Origin of the sequence: Actinacidiphila acididurans (assembly GCF_016918855.1) — a bacterium.
GTDB lineage: Bacteria > Actinomycetota > Actinomycetes > Streptomycetales > Streptomycetaceae > Actinacidiphila > Actinacidiphila acididurans.
In genome coordinates, this window is record NZ_JADKYB010000008.1 from 387,623 (window position 1) to 403,925 (window position 16,303).

The following is a 16,303-nucleotide window of genomic DNA, read 5'->3' on the forward strand; positions in this document are numbered from 1 at the left end:
GTTTTCCCGGCGGACCGATGAGATCCTGCTCCGCCGTCCGTCCACCCCGGTGACACACCCGCACCGAGGGAAGGCGGACACACCGTGCCGAGCAAGATCTTCGTCAACCTGCCCGTGACCGACCTGACCCGCTCGATCCGCTTCTTCGAGGCGCTGGGCTGGTCCTTCGACCGCCGCTTCACCGACGAGCGGGCCGGCTGCCTGGTGATCGGCGACGACATCTTCGTGATGCTGCTCACCGAGCCGTTCTTCGCGTCCTTCACCAAGAAGTCGATCGCCGACACCAGCGACTCGACCGAGGCGATCATCGCGCTGTCCGAGGACACCCGTGACGAGGTGGACCGGATCGCCGACGCGGCGCTGGCCGCCGGCGCGGTCGAGGCGCAGCAGACGCAGGAGACGAGCCCGATGTACACCCGCAGCTTCTACGACCTGGACGGCCACCACTGGGAGATCTTCTGGATGGACCCGGCGTCCGTGCCGGCCTGACCGGAAGGCCCCGCTCAGCCGGCCGGCCGCGGCGGGGCGCTGCTCTCGCGCACCACCAGCGTGCTCGCCACCTCCACCCGGGTGGAGGCCGGGCGCTGCCCGGCGATCAGCCACAGCACCATCCGGGTGGCCACCGCGGCCATCTCCGGCAGCGGGGTGCGGACCGTGGTCAGCCGCGGCGTCACCCAGTCCGCGAACGGCAGGTCGTCGAAGCCGACCACGCTCAGGTCCTGCGGGACGCGCAGTCCGAGGGTGGCGGCGGCACGGTACGTGCTCAGCGCCTGCTGGTCGCTGCCGGCGAACACCGCGGTCGGCCGGTCCGGCAGCCGCAGCAGGTCCAGGGCGTGCCGGAAGGCCGGTTCGTGGGTGAAGTCGCCGTAGCGGACCAGCGCCGGGTCGAAGGCGAGCCCGGCTTCCTCCAGGGCCGAACGGTAGCCGTCCACCCGGGCGCGGGACGCCAGGCGCCGCGGCGGCCCGCTGATCACCGCGATCCGCCGGTGGCCGAGCCCGGTCAGGTGCCGGGTCGCAGCGAACGCCCCGGGCCAGTTGGTGGCGCCCACCCACGGCACCCCCGGCTCCGGCTCCTGCGCGGGGGACACCAGCGCGTACGGGATGCCCAGCGCCCGCAGATCGGCGTGCTCGTCCTCGGTCAGCTCCGGTACGACCAGCACCGCGCCCCGGGTCGGGCGGGTGGCCAGCGAGTCCAGCCAGCGCCGGGCCGAGCCCCCGCCGCCACTGTGGGTCGCGGTGACCACCATGCCCAGCCCCGCCGCGGCCAGCGTCTCCTCCGCCCCGCTGAGCAGCCCGGCCGCCCAGGAGCCCTCGATGTCGTTGAGCACCACGTCCACCAGCCCCCCGGCCGCCAGCGCGGTCGGCGCCGCCCGCGGCCGCGCCGGATACCCGTGCCGCTCCAGCAACCGCTGCACCCTCGCCCGCGTCGCCGCCGCCACATCCGACCGCCCGTGCAGCACCTTGGACACGGTCGACACGGACACCCCGGCCCTCCGGGCGATCTCGGCGAGTGTGGTGGGAGCGGAGGGTGTACCTCCGGCGCGCGGGGGCTCGGCGGGTGGGTCGCTGTCGTCCTGCGGACGCGTGGTGCCGGCCCGCGCGGGTTCCCCGGCTCGGGAGGGCGCGGCCCCGCCCGCCGGTGCTTCCCCGGCCCCGGCGCGCGCGGGCTGCTCCGACGAGGTCGCCCCGCCGCCCGCGCCCGCGGGCCGGTCCGGGCGGTTCTCCGCACGGCCGTCGTCCGCGCCGCCGTGCCGCGGGTCGTTGCCCCGATCGTTCACTGTCACCCGCCCTACCCCAGTTCCGTCTGCCGTCCCGTTCCCGGGGTCCGGGCCTTTCCCGGGGTCCGGGCCTCGCCCGGGCCTGCCTTCAGCGCATCCCCTGTGGAAGTGCTCGGCCGTCCCGGGGCCCGCCCCGCAGGGACCCTCAGCCCAGGGCCGCCCTCAGTTCCGCCGTGTCCGGGGGGTTGGCGCCGGGGCGGGAGACGGTCAGGGCGGCGGCGGTGGCGGCGTGGCGCAGGACCGCGGCAAGGGTGACGTCGTGGAGGGCGGCCAGGGCGGGGCGGGCGTCGGCGCCGAGGAGGCCCAGGCCGGCCAGGGAGTCGAGGGCGGCGGACATGAAGGAGTCGCCGGCGCCCACGGTGTCGGCGACCTCGGTACGGACCGGGGCGCCGTGCACCTCCTGGGTCGCGGTGAAGGCCGTCGCGCCCTCGCCGCCGAGGGTCACGAAGACCGCCGCCGGGCCCAGCCCCAGCCACCGCTTGGCCACCGCCCGCAGCGGCTCGCCCGGGTACAGCCACTCCAGGTCCTCGTCACTCGCCTTGACCAGGTCGGCCAGGGCCACGCAGCGCTCGACCGCGGCGACCGCCGCCGGGTGCGGGCCCAGCAGCGCGGGCCGCACATTGGGGTCGTAGCTGACGGTCGCGCCGGACCGGAGCCGGGCGGCCAGCTCCAGGACGGCCGCCGCGCCGGGCTCGGCCACCGCCGCTATCGAGCCGAGGTGTACATGGCGAATTCCCGCCGGTGGCTCGGTGGGCCGCAGCGTCCAGCGGATGTCGAAGTCGTAGCTGGCCCGCCCCTGTTCGTCCAGCGTGACCACCGCGGTCGGGGTGGTCACCTCCGGCCGGCCGTCGGCCAGCACCTCCACGCCGGCCGCGACCAGCCGGTCCCGGATCAGCGCGCCCTCCCGGTCGGCGCCCACCTCGGTGAGCAGCGCCGTCGACCGGCCCAGCCGGGCCAGGCCGTAGGCCACGTTGGCCGGGCTGCCGCCGGGGTGCGTGACATCGGGCAGCCCGGGGACTCGGACGATGTCCGCCACGCACTCGCCGATCACCAGGAAATCGGTCATACGATCATGCTCCCGCAGGGGTCGTGAACCGTGCCGTTGAGGCAGAGATGACCGGCACCGTACCGGCTGTGTGTTGCAGGGATCACCTTTCGGCCGCGGCGGGCGATCAACTTCGGACCGTGAACCGACCGCGATCGGACCGCGGCCGGTGGGTGAACCGACCGCGGCCGGGCACCCACCGGTCAGCCACCGGACGGGCGCCGGCCCCGAACGGACTCAGCCCTGCCAGCTCCACTCGGTGACCTCGGGCAGGTCGACCCCGTGCTCGCGGATCCACGCGTGGTGCCGCAGCCGCGTGTCCTCCATTCGCTGGCGCAGCGGCGCGGCGAGCACGGCCAGCCCCGGGACGCGGTCGATCACGTCCATCACCAGTCGGTAGCGGTCCAGATCGTTGCGGACGAGCATGTCGAAGGGCGTGGTGGTGGTGCCGATCTCCTTGTAGCCGCGGACGTGGATGTGCGGGTGGTTGGTACGGCGGTAGGTGAGGCGGTGGATCAGCCAGGGATAGCCGTGGTAGGCGAAGATGACCGTCTTCCCCGCGGTGAAAAGGGCGTCGAACTCCGGGTCGGTCATCCCGTGCGGGTGCTCGGCCTGCGGCAGCAGCCGGGCCAGGTCCACCACATTGACCACGCGCACCCGCAGGTCGGGCAGGTGGCGGCGGAGCAGCTGGGCGGCGGCCAGGATCTCCTGGGTGGGGATGTCACCGGCGCAGGCGAGCACCACGTCGGGCTCGCGCAGCCCGTCCTCGGTCCCGGCCCAGTCCCAGATCCCCGCGCCCCTGGCGCAGTGCGCGTTGGCCGCGTCGAGGTCCAGCCAGTCCTGGGTGGGCTGCTTGCCGGCCACCACCACGTTCACGTAGTCCCGCGACCTGAGCACGTGATCGGCCACCGAGAGCAGGGTGTTGGTGTCCGGCGGCAGGTAGACCCGGACGACCTCGGGGGCCTTGTTGAGGATGTGGTCGATGAAGCCGGGGTCCTGGTGGGAGAAGCCGTTGTGGTCCTGGCGCCACACGTGCGAGGTGAGCAGGTAGTTCAGCGAGGCGATCGGGCGCCGCCAGGGCAGCCGCCGGGTGGTGCGCAGCCACTTGATGTGCTGGTTGACCATCGAGTCCACGATGTGCGCGAACGCCTCGTAGCTGGAGAACAGCCCGTGCCGGCCGGTGAGCAGGTAGCCCTCCAGCCAGCCCTGGCAGGTGTGTTCGGACAGGATCTCCATCACCCGGCCGTGCCGGTCCAGGTGCTCGTCGGTGCCGAGCACCGTTTCCTGCCAGGCCTTGCCGGTGGCGCCGTAGACCGCGTCGAGCCGGTTGGAGGCGGTCTCGTCCGGGCCGACCAGGCGGAAGTCGCGCCGCTCCTCGGTGGCGGCCATCACCTGCTCCAGCAGCCGGCCCAGCACCCGGGTGGGCTCGTGCAGGGAGCCGCCGGGCTTGTCGACGGGGACGGCCAGGGTGCTCGGGTCGGGCAGCGGCAGGTCGCGCAGCAGCAGGCCGCCGTTGGTGTGCGGGTTCGCGCCGAGCCGGCGCTCTCCGTCGGGGATGTGCTCCAGCACCTGCTCGCGGGGCCGGCCGGAGGCGTCGAACAGCTCCTCGGGCCGGTAGGAGCGCATCCACTCCTCCAGTTGCCGCAGGTGCTCGGGGTTGGTGCGCACCTCGGACAGCGGCACCTGGTGGGCCCGCCAGGTGCCCTCCACCGGCAGCCCGTCGACCACGGCGGGGCCGGTCCAGCCCTTCGGGGTGCGCAGCACGATCACCGGCCACCGCGGCCGCTCGGTCGAGCCCTCGAGTGCCTCGCGCCGCAGCGCGTCGATCCGGTCCAGCGCGCTGTCCATGGCGGCGGCCATCAGCCGGTGCACCGCGATCGGGTCGTCACCGGTGACATGGATCGGCTCGTGACCGTAACCGCGCAGCAGATCGTCCAGCTCCTGTTCCGGCAGCCGGGACAGCACGGTCGGGTTGGCGATCTTGTAGCCGTTCAGGTGCAGGATCGGCAGCACCGACCCGTCGTGCAGCGGGTCCAGGAAGGAATTGCTGTGCCAGGAGGTGGCCAGCGGTCCGGTCTCGGCCTCGCCGTCACCGATGACGCAGGTCACCAGCAGCCCCGGATTGTCGAACGCCGCGCCGTAGGCGTGCGACAGGGAATAGCCGAGTTCGCCGCCCTCGTGGATCGACCCGGGCGTCTCCGGCGCGACGTGCGAGGGCACCCCGCCGGGGAACGAGAACTGCCGGAACAGCCTGCCCATCCCGGCGGCGTCCCGGGTGATGTCGGGGTAGGTGTCGGTGTAGCTGCCCTCCAGCCAGGAGTTGGCGAGCACCGCGGGGCCGCCGTGTCCCGGCCCCCACACGCAGATCGCGTCGAGGTCCCGGGCCCGCACCACCCGGTTGAGGTGGGTGTGCACGAGGTTCAGGCCCGGGGAGGTGCCCCAGTGGCCCAGCAGCCGCGGCTTGACGTGCTCGGGCCGCAGCGGTTCGGTCAGCAGCGGGTTGTCGTCCAGCAGATAGATCTGCCCCACCGCCAGGTAGTTCGCCGCCCGCCAGTGCGCGTCCAGCGCCCGTACCTCGTCGTCGGTGAGCTCCGCGGGCGGGGATGCCGGTTCGTGGGACATGTCTTCCTCCGGAGTGTGGTCGTGGACGGGCACCACGATCCGGTCCCCGGCGGTGACCCGGACAGGGCCGTACGGGGCAGCGGTCAGGGTCACTTGGTCCCTGCCCGCCGCACCCGCGGAACGATCCGCCCCGCACCCGAAATCCCTCGAACGGGTGTACGCGCAGGGCGGCCGGTACTCGGCCACCCAGCGCTCGGCGGCCCGGACGTCGCGTCCTACGGCTGCCCGGCACCCCCAGGCGTACACCGTCCCCACGGTGTCCGCCGGATGGTGTCGGCCGGTCAGGCGTACACCGTCCCCACGTTGTCCGTCGGCGCCGGCCGGTGCTTGACGGCCGGGCCCTGCGCGAAGGCCCGCAGCACGTTCTCCGTGGTCCGGGTGACGAAGGCGCGGGTGCGCGCGTCCATGCCGTGGTCGCGGCCGTCGTCGTGGGTGCCGGCCATCAGCCCCTCGACCCAGCGCATCGTGCCGGAGGCGAAGACGCCCGCGCCGCTCGGCACCGTGTAGTACGCCGAATCGGCGTGGCTGTGGCGGCCGTTGCACACCAGGGGCGAGTGGGCGACGATCTCGATCGGCTTCGGCGTCGGGAAGTCGGGGGTGACCCGGTCGTACTCCACACCCACCAGGTGGTCGAAGGAGTCGCCGCGCCGCACGCCCGTCCCCTCGAACACCCAGTGGTCCGGTTGCTCCACCACATAGGGCGCGTCCGTCGGATAGCCCTCGTAGATCACCCCGGTCAGCGACGACTCCGGGTCCGCGCCCGGCCGGTGCCTGAAGTCGGTGGTCGCCATGGTGGGGTGGTCGATCAGGTACGGGTCCACCGGGTAGTCGGTCTTGTAGCAGACGACCGTGCGCACCGCCCCGGTCGGCGCCATCTCCAGCCGCACCCGGCGGTAGCAGGTATTGGCGCCCAGGAACGCCAGATTGGTGCCGGTGTCGCGGGCCTGGGCCACGTACCGCCGCTGCTCGGGTGTCCAGTACTCGTCGTGGCCGAGCGCTATGGCGGCGGTCGCGCCGCGCAGCACCGAGTGCGCCAGGTGGACGTCCACGCCGGTGGTGTACGCCAGGGGTATGCCCAGCCGCTCGGCGAGCACCACCAGGGCCCGCTCGTACACCATGAATTTCTCGGCGCCGTTGGAGTCGTAGGGCCGGTCGAAGGAGACCGCGAGCGCGCGGTGCGTATAGGTGCCGTCCCGGCCCTCGTACAGGCTGTAGCCGCCCCACGTGTTGTACGCCTGCCAGGTCGCGGGGGCGTGCATCAGCAGGGTGCGCCCGACGGCGCTGACCGAGCGCACCACCAGCGGCACATAGCGCTGGTTGCCGTTCTCCGCCTCCAGGCGCAGCAGATAGGCGCCTTCCGGCCAGCCGTCGGCGCGCACCTGGAGGCTGGGTTCCCAGTCCGCGGTGATGGTGCGGGTGTCCACCGCGAGCTTCGGCCGCTGCTGGGTCCGGCCCGCCACCCGGTCCGACTGCCACACCAGCCGCGCCTGCGCGCCGCCGTACCAGCCCACCCGGAACGCCGAGACCCGAAAACCCGGCGCGGTGGTGGACACGTACAGCGTGAACTCCTCGCCCGGAAGCACGCTGACCTTGTCCGCGTACCCCTCCACGGCCTCCTGCGGCCCCTGCGAGGCGATCCGCCAGTCCGCCGTGCCCGGGTGCGCGCTCTCCGCGACGGCCGGCCCGGTCCGCGTCGCCCCGGTCCGCGGCTGCGAGCCGCCCGAACCGCTGTCGCACGCGGCCACCGTCACCGCCGCCACCGAGGCCGCCCCGGCCGCGGCGGCCCCCAGGAAGTGCCGCCGGTCCAGCCCCGCCCGGTCCAGCCCCGCCCGGCCCGGGCCCGGCTCGCCCTGCGGGTCCGCGTCGGGGTCGTCCGCCGCTGGTTCCTGCCGCTCGGGGTCGTGTGCCATCCGCCGTGTCCTGTCCGCTGGGGGTCGTGGTGCCGGTACGCGTACGGTGCCGCGCGTCGTCGTGGCGTGCGGGCGCCGGGCCGTACGGCCGTGGCCTGCGCGCACGCCTGCACGTACCCAGATGATCGTCCCGCCGTCCGGGTTGCCTCACGACTCCGGGGCGGCCGAAACGGGGACGGCCGGCCTTTCGTCCGCGGCGGTCAGCGCTTCATCAGGTCGAGGATCAGCGTGGCGATGTCCTCCGGAGCCTCCTCGGCCATGAAGTGCCCGGCCCGGGTGGTGAAGTGCTGGAGGTCGGTGACCCACGGCCGCCAGATCGCGGTGGCGTCGAACCCCAACTGCGCGCCCCAGTCCTGCTGGACGACCGTCACCGGCATCGCGAGCCGGTTGCCGGCGTCGAGGTCGGCCTGGTCGTGCTCGATGTCGACGGTCGCGGTCGCGCGGTAGTCGGCGACGATCGACGGGACGGCGTCGCTGCACGCGCGCACGTATTCGGCGCGCACGTCCGCCGGGATCGCGCCGGAACCCGTGCCCCAGACGTCGAGGAAGTGGCCGAAGAAGGCCTCGGCGCTGCCGGCGATCATCCGCTCGGGCAGACCGGGCGGCTGGGCCATCAGGAACAGGTGGAAGCCCACCGCCGCGCCCACCCCGTGGAGCACGTTCCAGGTGTCCAGCGTGGGCACGATGTCCAGGATTCCCAGCCGGCTGATCCGCTGCGGGTGGTCCAGCCCGGCCCGGAAGGCCACGTGAGCGCCGCGATCGTGCCCGACCAGCGCGAACCGGTCGAACCCGAGCGCGTCGGCCAGACCGACGACGTCCGCGGCCATCGTCCGCTTGGAGTACGTGTCCTGGGTGACCGCTTCCGGCTTGCCGCTGGCGCCGTAGCCCCGCAGATCCGGGCAGACCACGGTGTGGTGCTCGGCCAGGACGGGAGCGACGTGCCGCCACATCAGGTGGGTCTGCGGAAAGCCGTGCAGCAGTACGACGGCCGGTCCGTCGCCACCGACCGCCGCGTTCAGCTCGACGCCGTCGGCCACCTCGATCGCCCTGGTCTCGAAGCCCGGAATGCTCATGCCCATCGTTGCCCGCCTCTTCTCTCGAACCTTTGCGCCCGTGTCGCTCGTGCGTGGATGCCCGAACGACAGCAGCATCGGAGAGCCGGATCAGCAGCGGATCAGCGCCGGCGGCGGCAGCCCGGAGCCCGGCGACGGCGAGAACGAGAATGAGGGCATGGAGATCCTCGTCAAGGTGCTCGGACCCGTCGAAGTCACGGATGCCCGGGGCTGCCCCGTGGCGGTCGGCAGCCCGCGCCGTCGCGAGGTCCTGGGCCGGCTGGTCGCGGCCGGTGGCCGGGCCGTCCCGCTGCCGGCGCTCGTCGATGATCTCTGGGCGGACCCTCCGCCCACGGCGGCCGGGACGGTCCGCACCTTCGTCGCCGAACTGCGCCGCGCCCTCGAACCGGACCGTCCCCCGCGCACCCGCTCGCACGTCATCGAGACCGTCGGCACCGGATACGCCCTGCGCGTTCCCCGGGACCACGTCGACGCCCACCGTTTCGAGGACACCCTCGCTGCCGCGCGCGACGCACCCGGCGACCGGGCCGCCGGTGCGCTGAGCGAAGCGCTCTCGTGGTGGCGGGGCGAGCCGTACGGGGACCTCGACGCCTCGCCCTGGCTGGAACCGGAACGCGCCCGCCTGGCGGAACTCCACCGCCAGGCCGTCGAACTGCGCGCCCGGGCCGTCCTCGACCTCGGACGCGGCGCGCCCCTCGTACCGGAACTGGAGGTGTTCGCCGCCGCACACCCGTGGCGGGAGCACGCCTGGGCCCTGCTGTCCCACGCCCTCTACCAAGCCGGCCGCCAGGTCGACGCGCTGGCCGCGCTGCGGGACGCGCGGGCCGGGCTGCTGGACCGGTTCGGCCTGGAATCGGCGGACGCCCTCGACCATCTCGAACGCGACATCCTCCGGCACGCCGCGCACCTCACGCCCGCGCCCCGCGACGAGGACCGGCTGCGCCTGCTCACCCGCACCCAGGCGACCGGCACCTACACCCGGCTGCGCTCGATGAGCACCGTGGCCAGGGCCGCCGCGGTCACCGGCGGCACCAACCTCGTACTCGCCCAGGAACAACGCGCCGCGGCAGCCGCGGAAGCGGAACGTACGGGAGACCCCGGCCTCACCGCCCGCGTGATCGCCGCCTACGACGTCCCCACCATCTGGACGCGCGCCGACGACCCCGAACGGTCCGAGGCGCTGGTCGCCACCACCCGGCGCACCCTGCACCGGCTCGGACCAGGGGCCTCACCCGCGCTTCGGGCCCGCCTGCTGGCCACCGTCGCACTCGAGCACCGCGGCACCCGCGACCCCTGGGCCGCCGAGGCCGCGGACGAAGCCGAACACCTCGCCCGGGACCTGCACGACCCCAATGTGCTGGTCCTCGCGCTCAACGCGCGCTTCGTGCAGTCCTTCCAGCACCCCGGGCGCACCGGCGAACGCGACACCATCGCCGCCGAGCTCATCGATCTCTCCGCGCGGCACGACCTCCCGATGTTCGAGATCCTCGGCCACCTGATCAGGATCCAGGTCTGCGCGGCCCGCGGCGACACCCGGACCGCGCAACACCACGTCGCGGCGGCCGAGCGGCTCGCCACCGTCCACGAGTCCCCGCTCGTCCACGTGCTCACCGCCGCCTTTCGCACCATGTGCCTGGCGCAACGGTCGAACGACCCCGCCGAGGTCGCACTGGCCTATCGCACCCTGGCCACCGACCTCGCCGGCGCCGGCATGCCCGGAGTGGAAACCGGCATGCTCGCGCTCGCGCTCCTCTCCGTCCGGATACGCCACGGACGTCCCGCGCCAACGGACCCCGATCTGGACTGGGGCCCCTACCGCCCCTGGACCCAGCCCCTCCGCCACCTCGCCCGCGGCAACCTCGCGGCGGCCCGCCAAGCCGCCGCCACGCTGCCCCAGCCCCCTGCCGATCACCTCTACGACGCGCTCTGGGCCGTCAACGCCCATACGGCGATTGCTCTCCGCGACGCATCACTGGCCGCCCAGGCACACGATGCCCTCGCACCCCTGCGCGGCGAGATCGCCGGCGGCACAACCGCCATGATCGCCTTCGGCCCGGTCGACGACATCCTGGCCGCCCTCGATCGCCACCTCGGCTCGCGATAGCTCCGTACGACGTCAGTGGCAGTGCCACTGCGCCGCGAGTGCGGCCGGGGCGACGGCGGAGCAGTTGTTGCTGGCCGGGAAGGAGTCGGAGGTGACGAACTGCCAGCCGATGCCGGGCCCGTAGCGGAAGAACTGCAGCACCGAGCCCTCGTCCTGGAGAGCGACCAGGTCGGCGCCGGTGGCACCGGCAGCGCCCTGGAAGCGGGTCGCCGCGTACTGGTCGCTGCCGCATCCGCCGTAGTAGAAGCTGCCCGGCTTCGGCTGTACGTGGCTGACGTGCTCGGCGGTCTCCCAGGTCCGGGTCACCGCCGCCTTCACCTGGGCGGAGACGGCGAGGTTCCGGCACTCATTGCCGCCGGAGCCGGAGCCGCCAATGGACGACGCGGGGGTCACGTGCGTCGGGGAGGCCGGGTGCGCCGGGGAGGTGGCGCCCGGGTCAACGGTGCCGCTCGCCGTGGGAGGTGCCGGCGGCGTCGTTTCGCCTCCGGTGGCCCCGGTGGACGGCGTGGCGGACGCCGTCACGGATGGCGTGACTGTGGACGCAGCCGGGGTGGACGCGGCCGGGGTGGGCGTGGCCGAGGCACCGGCCGCGGTGGTCGGTTCCTTGACGCAGCCGGCCAGCACTGTGCAGCCCGCCACGGCGAGGGCGGCAAGCGCCGACGCCCTCCTGGCTCTGTTCCCCATCCCCCACTTGCCCCGATTCATGGAAAGTTCGCCATCCCGGTCGCGGCATCCTCGCACGGCCGCCGGCCCGCCTCAACGGATCTTCGTTCCGGATCGGCATCAATGCGCCGCACCGCCTCCGCCACCCCCTCGCGCCTCCGCGGACAGCCCCCCTCGTGAACGGCCCTGACCTGCCGCGATACCGTGCGTCGGCAATTGCGACGAGGAACGAGGTCATGACGGTGTCCGAGCGGAGCGACGACGCGGTGGCGACAGCCGTACGCCGGGCGCGCACCGCTCGTACGGCCCGGCGGGTCCTGGCCGTTCCGTTCTGGTCGCTGCTGGCGCTCTGCGTCGTCGCCTGGCCGCTGGCGGACGTCGCGTCGCCCGGCGGGGCGTGGAACGCCGTACGGGTCCTGGCGACCATCCTGCTGGTCCCGGTCGCCGTGGCGCGCGCTGTCCCCACCACCCGCTTCCTGCGTCTGCGGGACCGGGACGGCGCGGCCCGCCGGGGTGCCGGCTGCGTCGTCGCGGTCGGCCTCTTCCTCGGCACCTTTGTGCTCACCGGCGCAGCGCTCGTGCTCGGGCCCGAGTTGACCCCGACGGTGGCGGTCACCGCAACCGTCGCCGAATGCCACAACGGGCTCGGACGCGGCAGCACCCGCGAGTGCACCGGCAACTGGATCGCCGACGGCACCACGGTCTCCGGTCGCACCCTGCCCGTCGCGGGCACACCCGGCGGCACGGTCCGCATCATGGTCCGCCGCGACGACGCCTACTCCGCCTTCGCCCCGCTGACCGGCAACCGCCGGGCACTGGGCGCAGGTCTCGGTGCGGCCGGCGTCGTGCTCCTAGGGACGGCCCTGTACGCACTCGCAACGCGCACCCGCCAGGTCCGCCGGCAGATCGACGACGCACTCGCAGCGGTCACTCCGTAAGCCGGAAGGCGTGCGGGCCCGAGGTCGCGGCCGTCCGCATCCGGACGGCGAGAAGCACCGTGGTGACCGCTCGACGGCCGGGAGGGGCCCGAGGGCGTGCGGGCCCGAGGTCGCAGTCGTCGACATCCCGACGGCCGGAACCGGAACCGTCACCGCCTGACGGCCGGGAGGGGTCGGAGGGGTGGGGGTCCGAAATGCTGACTTATATTTGTGGGCCGCCAGGCCCGTAAATATGAGATTTCGGACCCCCACCCCGGAGGCCCCGACCCCCACCCGGCGAACCCGGGCCCTATGGTGGCGCCATGCAGTCGTACACCATCGGTCAGGCCGCCCGTCTGCTCGGCGTCAGCCCCGACACGGCCCGACGCTGGGCCGACGCCGGACGCGTGGCCACGCACCGGGACGACGCCGGGCGGCGGCTCATCGACGGGCGCGATCTCGCCGCCTTCTCCGTGGAGCTCGCGCAGCAGGGCGAGAGCGAGCCGGACACCTCGCGGACCACGGTCCGCAACGCCTTCCCGGGGATCGTGACCGCGATCAAGCTGGGCGACGTCGCCGCCCAGGTCGAGATCCAGGCCGGCCCGCACCGCCTGGTCTCCCTGGTGACCCGCGAGGCCGTCGAGGAACTGGGCCTGGAGGTCGGCGCGGAGGCGGTGGCCCGCGTCAAGTCGACCAACGTGCACATCGACCGCGCCTGAACCCCCTCCGCGCCTGATCCCGCCCCACGTACCGGAAACCCGTCGCCTTTGCGCCGGGCAAAACCCCGTACATCACACCGCCGCACGACACCTTGCCGCCGGGCCCCCGCGCGCCCGGCGACACCGTTTTCCGCGCCCATTGCGCCCGGCCCACCCCACAGCTGTTCACGGACGTGTTTAATGTTCACGTACGCGGCCCGAAGGAGATGCTCATGGCGCTCACGCCCGCCCCGTCCACCACCTCGCCCTCATCCACCTCTTCCCCCTCCACCGCCGCACCCGATCCCGCCCCGGCGCCCGGCCCGCAGGGGGCCGCCTCCCTCCCCGGCGACCGGATCGCCTCCGTCCGGCTGTCATCGGTGTACCTGCCGCTCGCCACCCCGGTCAGCGACGCCAAGGTGCTGACCGGCGTGCAGGCCCCGATGACCGAGATAGCCCTGCTCTTCGCCGAGATCACCACCAAGGACGGCCACGACGGCATCGGCTTCAGTTACACAAAGCGGGCAGGCGGCCCCGGCCAGTACGCGCACGCCCGCGAGATCGCCCCCGCGCTGCTCGGCGAGGACCCCAGCGACATCGGCCGGCTGTGGACCAAGCTGGTGTGGGCCGGCGCCTCGGTGGGCCGCAGTGGCCTGGCCACCCAGGCGATCGCCGCCCTCGACATCGCCCTGTGGGACCTCAAGGCCCGCCGCGCCGGGCTGCCGCTCGCCAAGCTCCTGGGCGCCCACCGCGACTCGGTGCGCTGCTACAACACCTCCGGCGGCTTCCTGCACGTGCCCATCGAGCAGGTACTGGACAACGCCACCGCCGCCCTGGAACGCGGCATCGGCGGAATCAAGATCAAGGTCGGCCAGCCCGACACCGCGGCGGACCTGCGCCGGCTGACCGCCGTACGCGAGCACTTGGGCGACGCCGTACCCCTCATGGTGGACGCCAACCAGCAGTGGGACCGGCCCACCGCCCGGCGCATGGGCCGCGCCATGGAGCGCTTCGGCCTGACCTGGATCGAGGAGCCGCTCGACGCCTATGACGCCGAGGGCCACGCGGCGCTGACCGCCACCTTGGACACGCCCATCGCCACCGGCGAGATGCTGGCCGGCGTCGGCGAGCACATGGCCCTGATCGACGCCCGCGCCTGCGACATCATCCAGCCCGACGCGCCGCGCATCGGCGGCATCACCCAGTTCCTCAAGCTCGCCGCCCTCGCCGACCACCACGGCCTGCACCTGGCGCCGCACTTCGCCATGGAGATCCACCTCCACCTGGCCGCGGCCTACCCGCTCGAACCCTGGGTGGAGCACTTCGAATGGCTGGAGCCGCTCTTCGAGGACCACCTGGAGATCCGCGACGGCCGTATGTACCTGTCCGCGCGCCCCGGCCTCGGCATCACCCTCTCCGACCGGGCCCGTGCCTGGACCCGCGAGAGCGAGGAATTCCGCCGCTGAGCCGAACGCCGCCGCTGGGCCCGGGGGCCGCCCCATGGCTGGGCTCAGCGGCCCTGAAGGCGGCCTCAGCCCCCGTTCATCGGAAAAGCCACGCTCACCGTGCCGCGCAGGTCCAGCCACACCGTGTCGGGGGAGCGCACCAGCCGCAGGATCACCTGCTCGCAGTCCGGGCAGCGGCCCACGAAGCCGGGGGCGTGCGCGTAGACGTGCAGCCGGGCCAGCGGCCAGGCGCTGCCGCAGCCGGTGCAGCGGCCGGCGGCCGTCGTGGTGTCCACCGCGAAGATCTCCCCGAGCGCGCCGGCCAGCGCGTTGCCGTCCTCGTACTGTCCCGCGTACGGCCCGGCGTACGGGTCCGCCGGGCGATCGGCGTCCACCGGGGCCGTGGGGGCCACTGGCGCTACCGGAGCCGCCGGGTCCGCCGGATAGGCGCGGTTCGCCGTCCGTACGGCGTGCGCCGGGACGATGGGCTCGCTCATGTCACCCTCCTCAGCTGTCCCCCCGTCTCAGGCCCCCTCCTCAGCCCCCACTGGGGCCGAAGCGTTCGGTACGGATCCGGTCGGGCGAGTGGCCGACCGCGACCAGCAGGTCGGCGGCGGTCTCCACGAAGCCGGTGGGCCCGCACACGTACACCGCGGGCTCGAAGTCCGGCGGCCATCCGTCGCGCACCAGGTCGGCCACGGTGATCCGCCCCGCCGGCCGCCGCGCGTCCGGCGGGGCCGCGCGCGTGTAGGCGTAGGAGATGTCCAGCCCGGGGTCGCCGCGGCTCAACTCGGCCGCGTACAGCCGGTCCTCCGGCGTGCGCACCGAGTACACCAGCCGGAAGGGCGTACGGCTGCCGACCGCCCGCCGGGCGCGGATCATCGCCATCAGCGGCACCAGCCCCGAGCCGCCCGCGACCAGCAGCACCGGCTCCTTCTGCTCCGGCCGCCACACGAACCAGCCACCGACCGGCCCGCGCAGCTCCACCAGGTCGTCGACCATCATGTCGTCCACCAGGTACGGCGACACCTCGCCGTCGTCCACCCGCTGCACGGTCAGTTCCACCCGCTGCCCGTCCGGCGCCGCGGCCAGCGAATAGCTGCGCTGCGTGCTGTAGCCGTCCTCCGCGGTCAGCCGTACGTCCACGTGCTGGCCGGCCAGGTGGCCGCGCCAGCCGGGCACGTCGAACACCAGGGTGCTCGCCCCCGCCGACTCCTCGTACCGCTCGGTCAGCCGGGCCGCCTGCCAGCGCAGCCGGTCGCCCAGCCGTCCCGGGCTCAGTCGCCCTGGTATCTCTGCTCGCGCCATGGGTCTCCGTAGTCGTGGTAGCCGGCGCTCTCCCAGAACCCCGGCTCGTCCTCCAGCAGCAACTGGATGCCGCGCACCCACTTCGCCGACTTCCACAGGTACAGGTGCGGGACCAGCAGCCGGGCCGGGCCGCCGTGCTCGGGCGCCAGATCCTCGCCGTCGTAGCGGTACGCGATCCACGCCTGCCCGTCCAGCAGGTCCGCCAGCGGCAGGTTGGTGGTGTAGCCACCATAGGAGTGCACCAGTGCGAAGTCGGCCGTGGTCTCCACGTCCTCCAGCAGCACGTCCAGCGGCACACCCTCCCACTGCGTGCCGAACTTCGACCACTTGGTGACGCAGTGCAGGTCCACGGTCGGCCGCTGGCTCTCCAGCGCCATCAGCTGCTGCCAATTCCAGCTGTGCCGGGCCCCTGTCTCGGTCCGTACGGTGAACTCCCACCCCTCCCGCCCCACCCTCGGCGTCGGCCCCGCGCTCAGCACCGGAAAGTCGGTCGTCTCGTACTGCCCCGGCGGCAACGTGTGCCGCTCGTCCCGCGGCCGCCCCCGGAACCCACGCGAAATGATCGCCATACCCTGCGCCCCTCCTTGCCTCCTCGACATACCTTCCCCCCATCCTCCGCCCACCCCCCCCCCACCGCACCCCCATCCGGAACCTCCCCCTCCGGGGGGAGCTACCCGAAGGGGGCAGGGCTGTGCCTGATCTGCGGCTGGCGCCGCGTGGCCGCGAGCTTCGCTTGGGGG

The 16,303-nt window shown here is 73.6% G+C and carries 14 protein-coding genes; 5 read left to right on the plus strand and 9 right to left on the minus strand.

The window, feature by feature from the left end; genetic code table 11:
- Window positions 1-84: 84 nt before the first annotated feature.
- Window positions 85-489, plus strand: coding sequence for a VOC family protein (locus tag ITX44_RS17770; protein WP_205358207.1), 405 nt, complete (start codon window positions 85-87; stop codon window positions 487-489).
- A gap of 14 nt (window positions 490-503) precedes the next feature.
- On the opposite strand, the gene ITX44_RS17775 is transcribed toward ITX44_RS17770, so the two are convergent.
- From ITX44_RS17775 to ITX44_RS17795, 5 genes are all read right to left on the minus strand, one after another.
- Window positions 504-1,784, minus strand: a complete 1,281-nt coding sequence (locus ITX44_RS17775) for a LacI family DNA-binding transcriptional regulator (protein ID WP_307795330.1) — start codon at window positions 1,782-1,784, stop codon at window positions 504-506.
- A gap of 139 nt (window positions 1,785-1,923) precedes the next feature.
- Window positions 1,924-2,844 carry a carbohydrate kinase family protein gene (locus ITX44_RS17780; RefSeq protein WP_205358208.1) on the minus strand — a complete coding sequence of 307 codons (921 nt, stop codon included), beginning with the start codon at window positions 2,842-2,844 and terminating at the stop codon, window positions 1,924-1,926.
- A 216-nt stretch (window positions 2,845-3,060) separates the two neighbouring features.
- Window positions 3,061-5,445, minus strand: a complete 2,385-nt coding sequence (locus ITX44_RS17785; protein WP_205358259.1) for a phosphoketolase family protein — start codon at window positions 5,443-5,445, stop codon at window positions 3,061-3,063.
- A 281-nt stretch (window positions 5,446-5,726) separates the two neighbouring features.
- Window positions 5,727-7,355 (minus strand): N,N-dimethylformamidase beta subunit family domain-containing protein, encoded by a 1,629-nt coding sequence (locus tag ITX44_RS17790; protein WP_236060805.1) that lies wholly within the window; start codon window positions 7,353-7,355, stop codon window positions 5,727-5,729.
- Between the two features lie 200 nt (window positions 7,356-7,555).
- Window positions 7,556-8,434, minus strand: coding sequence for an alpha/beta fold hydrolase (locus ITX44_RS17795; RefSeq protein ID WP_205358209.1), 879 nt, complete (start codon window positions 8,432-8,434; stop codon window positions 7,556-7,558).
- Window positions 8,435-8,468: 34 nt separating this feature from the next.
- Here ITX44_RS17795 and ITX44_RS17800 point away from each other — a divergent pair, with 34 nt between their 5' ends.
- Window positions 8,469-10,532: an AfsR/SARP family transcriptional regulator gene (locus ITX44_RS17800; RefSeq protein WP_307795331.1), complete on the plus strand. Its 2,064-nt coding sequence runs from the start codon at window positions 8,469-8,471 to the stop codon at window positions 10,530-10,532.
- Between the two features lie 12 nt (window positions 10,533-10,544).
- On the opposite strand, the gene ITX44_RS17805 is transcribed toward ITX44_RS17800, so the two are convergent.
- The gene (locus tag ITX44_RS17805) at window positions 10,545-11,216 is read right to left on the minus strand and encodes a hypothetical protein (protein WP_205358210.1); all 672 of its coding nucleotides are present in this window, start codon (window positions 11,214-11,216) and stop codon (window positions 10,545-10,547) included.
- A gap of 215 nt (window positions 11,217-11,431) precedes the next feature.
- On the opposite strand from ITX44_RS17805, the gene ITX44_RS17810 reads away from it, so the two are divergent.
- From ITX44_RS17810 to ITX44_RS17820, 3 genes are all read left to right on the plus strand, one after another.
- Window positions 11,432-12,133, plus strand: coding sequence for a hypothetical protein (locus ITX44_RS17810; protein WP_205358211.1), 702 nt, complete (start codon window positions 11,432-11,434; stop codon window positions 12,131-12,133).
- 302 nt (window positions 12,134-12,435) lie between these two features.
- Window positions 12,436-12,831 carry a TOBE domain-containing protein gene (locus ITX44_RS17815; RefSeq protein ID WP_205358212.1) on the plus strand — a complete coding sequence of 132 codons (396 nt, stop codon included), beginning with the start codon at window positions 12,436-12,438 and terminating at the stop codon, window positions 12,829-12,831.
- Between the two features lie 212 nt (window positions 12,832-13,043).
- Window positions 13,044-14,276: an L-talarate/galactarate dehydratase gene (locus tag ITX44_RS17820; RefSeq protein ID WP_205358213.1), complete on the plus strand. Its 1,233-nt coding sequence runs from the start codon at window positions 13,044-13,046 to the stop codon at window positions 14,274-14,276.
- Window positions 14,277-14,341: 65 nt separating this feature from the next.
- Here ITX44_RS17820 and ITX44_RS17825 read toward each other — a convergent pair whose 3' ends face one another.
- Genes ITX44_RS17825 through ITX44_RS17835 form a run of 3 tightly spaced genes read right to left on the minus strand, consistent with a single transcriptional unit; the run spans window position 14,342 to window position 16,132 of the window.
- The gene (locus ITX44_RS17825) at window positions 14,342-14,752 is read right to left on the minus strand and encodes a DUF6510 family protein (RefSeq protein WP_236060807.1); all 411 of its coding nucleotides are present in this window, start codon (window positions 14,750-14,752) and stop codon (window positions 14,342-14,344) included.
- 40 nt (window positions 14,753-14,792) lie between these two features.
- Entirely contained in the window at window positions 14,793-15,563 is a 771-nt protein-coding gene (locus ITX44_RS17830) for a ferredoxin reductase (RefSeq protein WP_205358214.1), read from the minus strand.
- Window positions 15,533-16,132, minus strand: a complete 600-nt coding sequence (locus ITX44_RS17835) for a sulfite oxidase-like oxidoreductase (RefSeq protein WP_205358215.1) — start codon at window positions 16,130-16,132, stop codon at window positions 15,533-15,535. Before ITX44_RS17835 ends, ITX44_RS17830 begins: the two co-directional genes overlap by 31 nt.
- Between the last annotated feature and the right edge of the window lie 171 nt (window positions 16,133-16,303).

Coding starts and splice junctions, on each gene's coding strand:
- ITX44_RS17805 (WP_205358210.1), bottom strand. CDS start 11,216: ATGGGGAACAGAGCCAGGAGGGCGTCGGCGCTTGCCGCCCTCGCCGTG.
- ITX44_RS17790 (WP_236060805.1), bottom strand. CDS start 7,355: ATGGCACACGACCCCGAGCGGCAGGAACCAGCGGCGGACGACCCCGAC.
- ITX44_RS17830 (WP_205358214.1), bottom strand. CDS start 15,563: ATGGCGCGAGCAGAGATACCAGGGCGACTGAGCCCGGGACGGCTGGGC.
- ITX44_RS17835 (WP_205358215.1), bottom strand. CDS start 16,132: ATGGCGATCATTTCGCGTGGGTTCCGGGGGCGGCCGCGGGACGAGCGG.
- ITX44_RS17820 (WP_205358213.1), top strand. CDS start 13,044: ATGGCGCTCACGCCCGCCCCGTCCACCACCTCGCCCTCATCCACCTCT.
- ITX44_RS17780 (WP_205358208.1), bottom strand. CDS start 2,844: ATGACCGATTTCCTGGTGATCGGCGAGTGCGTGGCGGACATCGTCCGA.
- ITX44_RS17810 (WP_205358211.1), top strand. CDS start 11,432: ATGACGGTGTCCGAGCGGAGCGACGACGCGGTGGCGACAGCCGTACGC.
- ITX44_RS17815 (WP_205358212.1), top strand. CDS start 12,436: ATGCAGTCGTACACCATCGGTCAGGCCGCCCGTCTGCTCGGCGTCAGC.
- ITX44_RS17825 (WP_236060807.1), bottom strand. CDS start 14,752: ATGAGCGAGCCCATCGTCCCGGCGCACGCCGTACGGACGGCGAACCGC.
- ITX44_RS17785 (WP_205358259.1), bottom strand. CDS start 5,445: ATGTCCCACGAACCGGCATCCCCGCCCGCGGAGCTCACCGACGACGAG.
- ITX44_RS17795 (WP_205358209.1), bottom strand. CDS start 8,434: ATGGGCATGAGCATTCCGGGCTTCGAGACCAGGGCGATCGAGGTGGCC.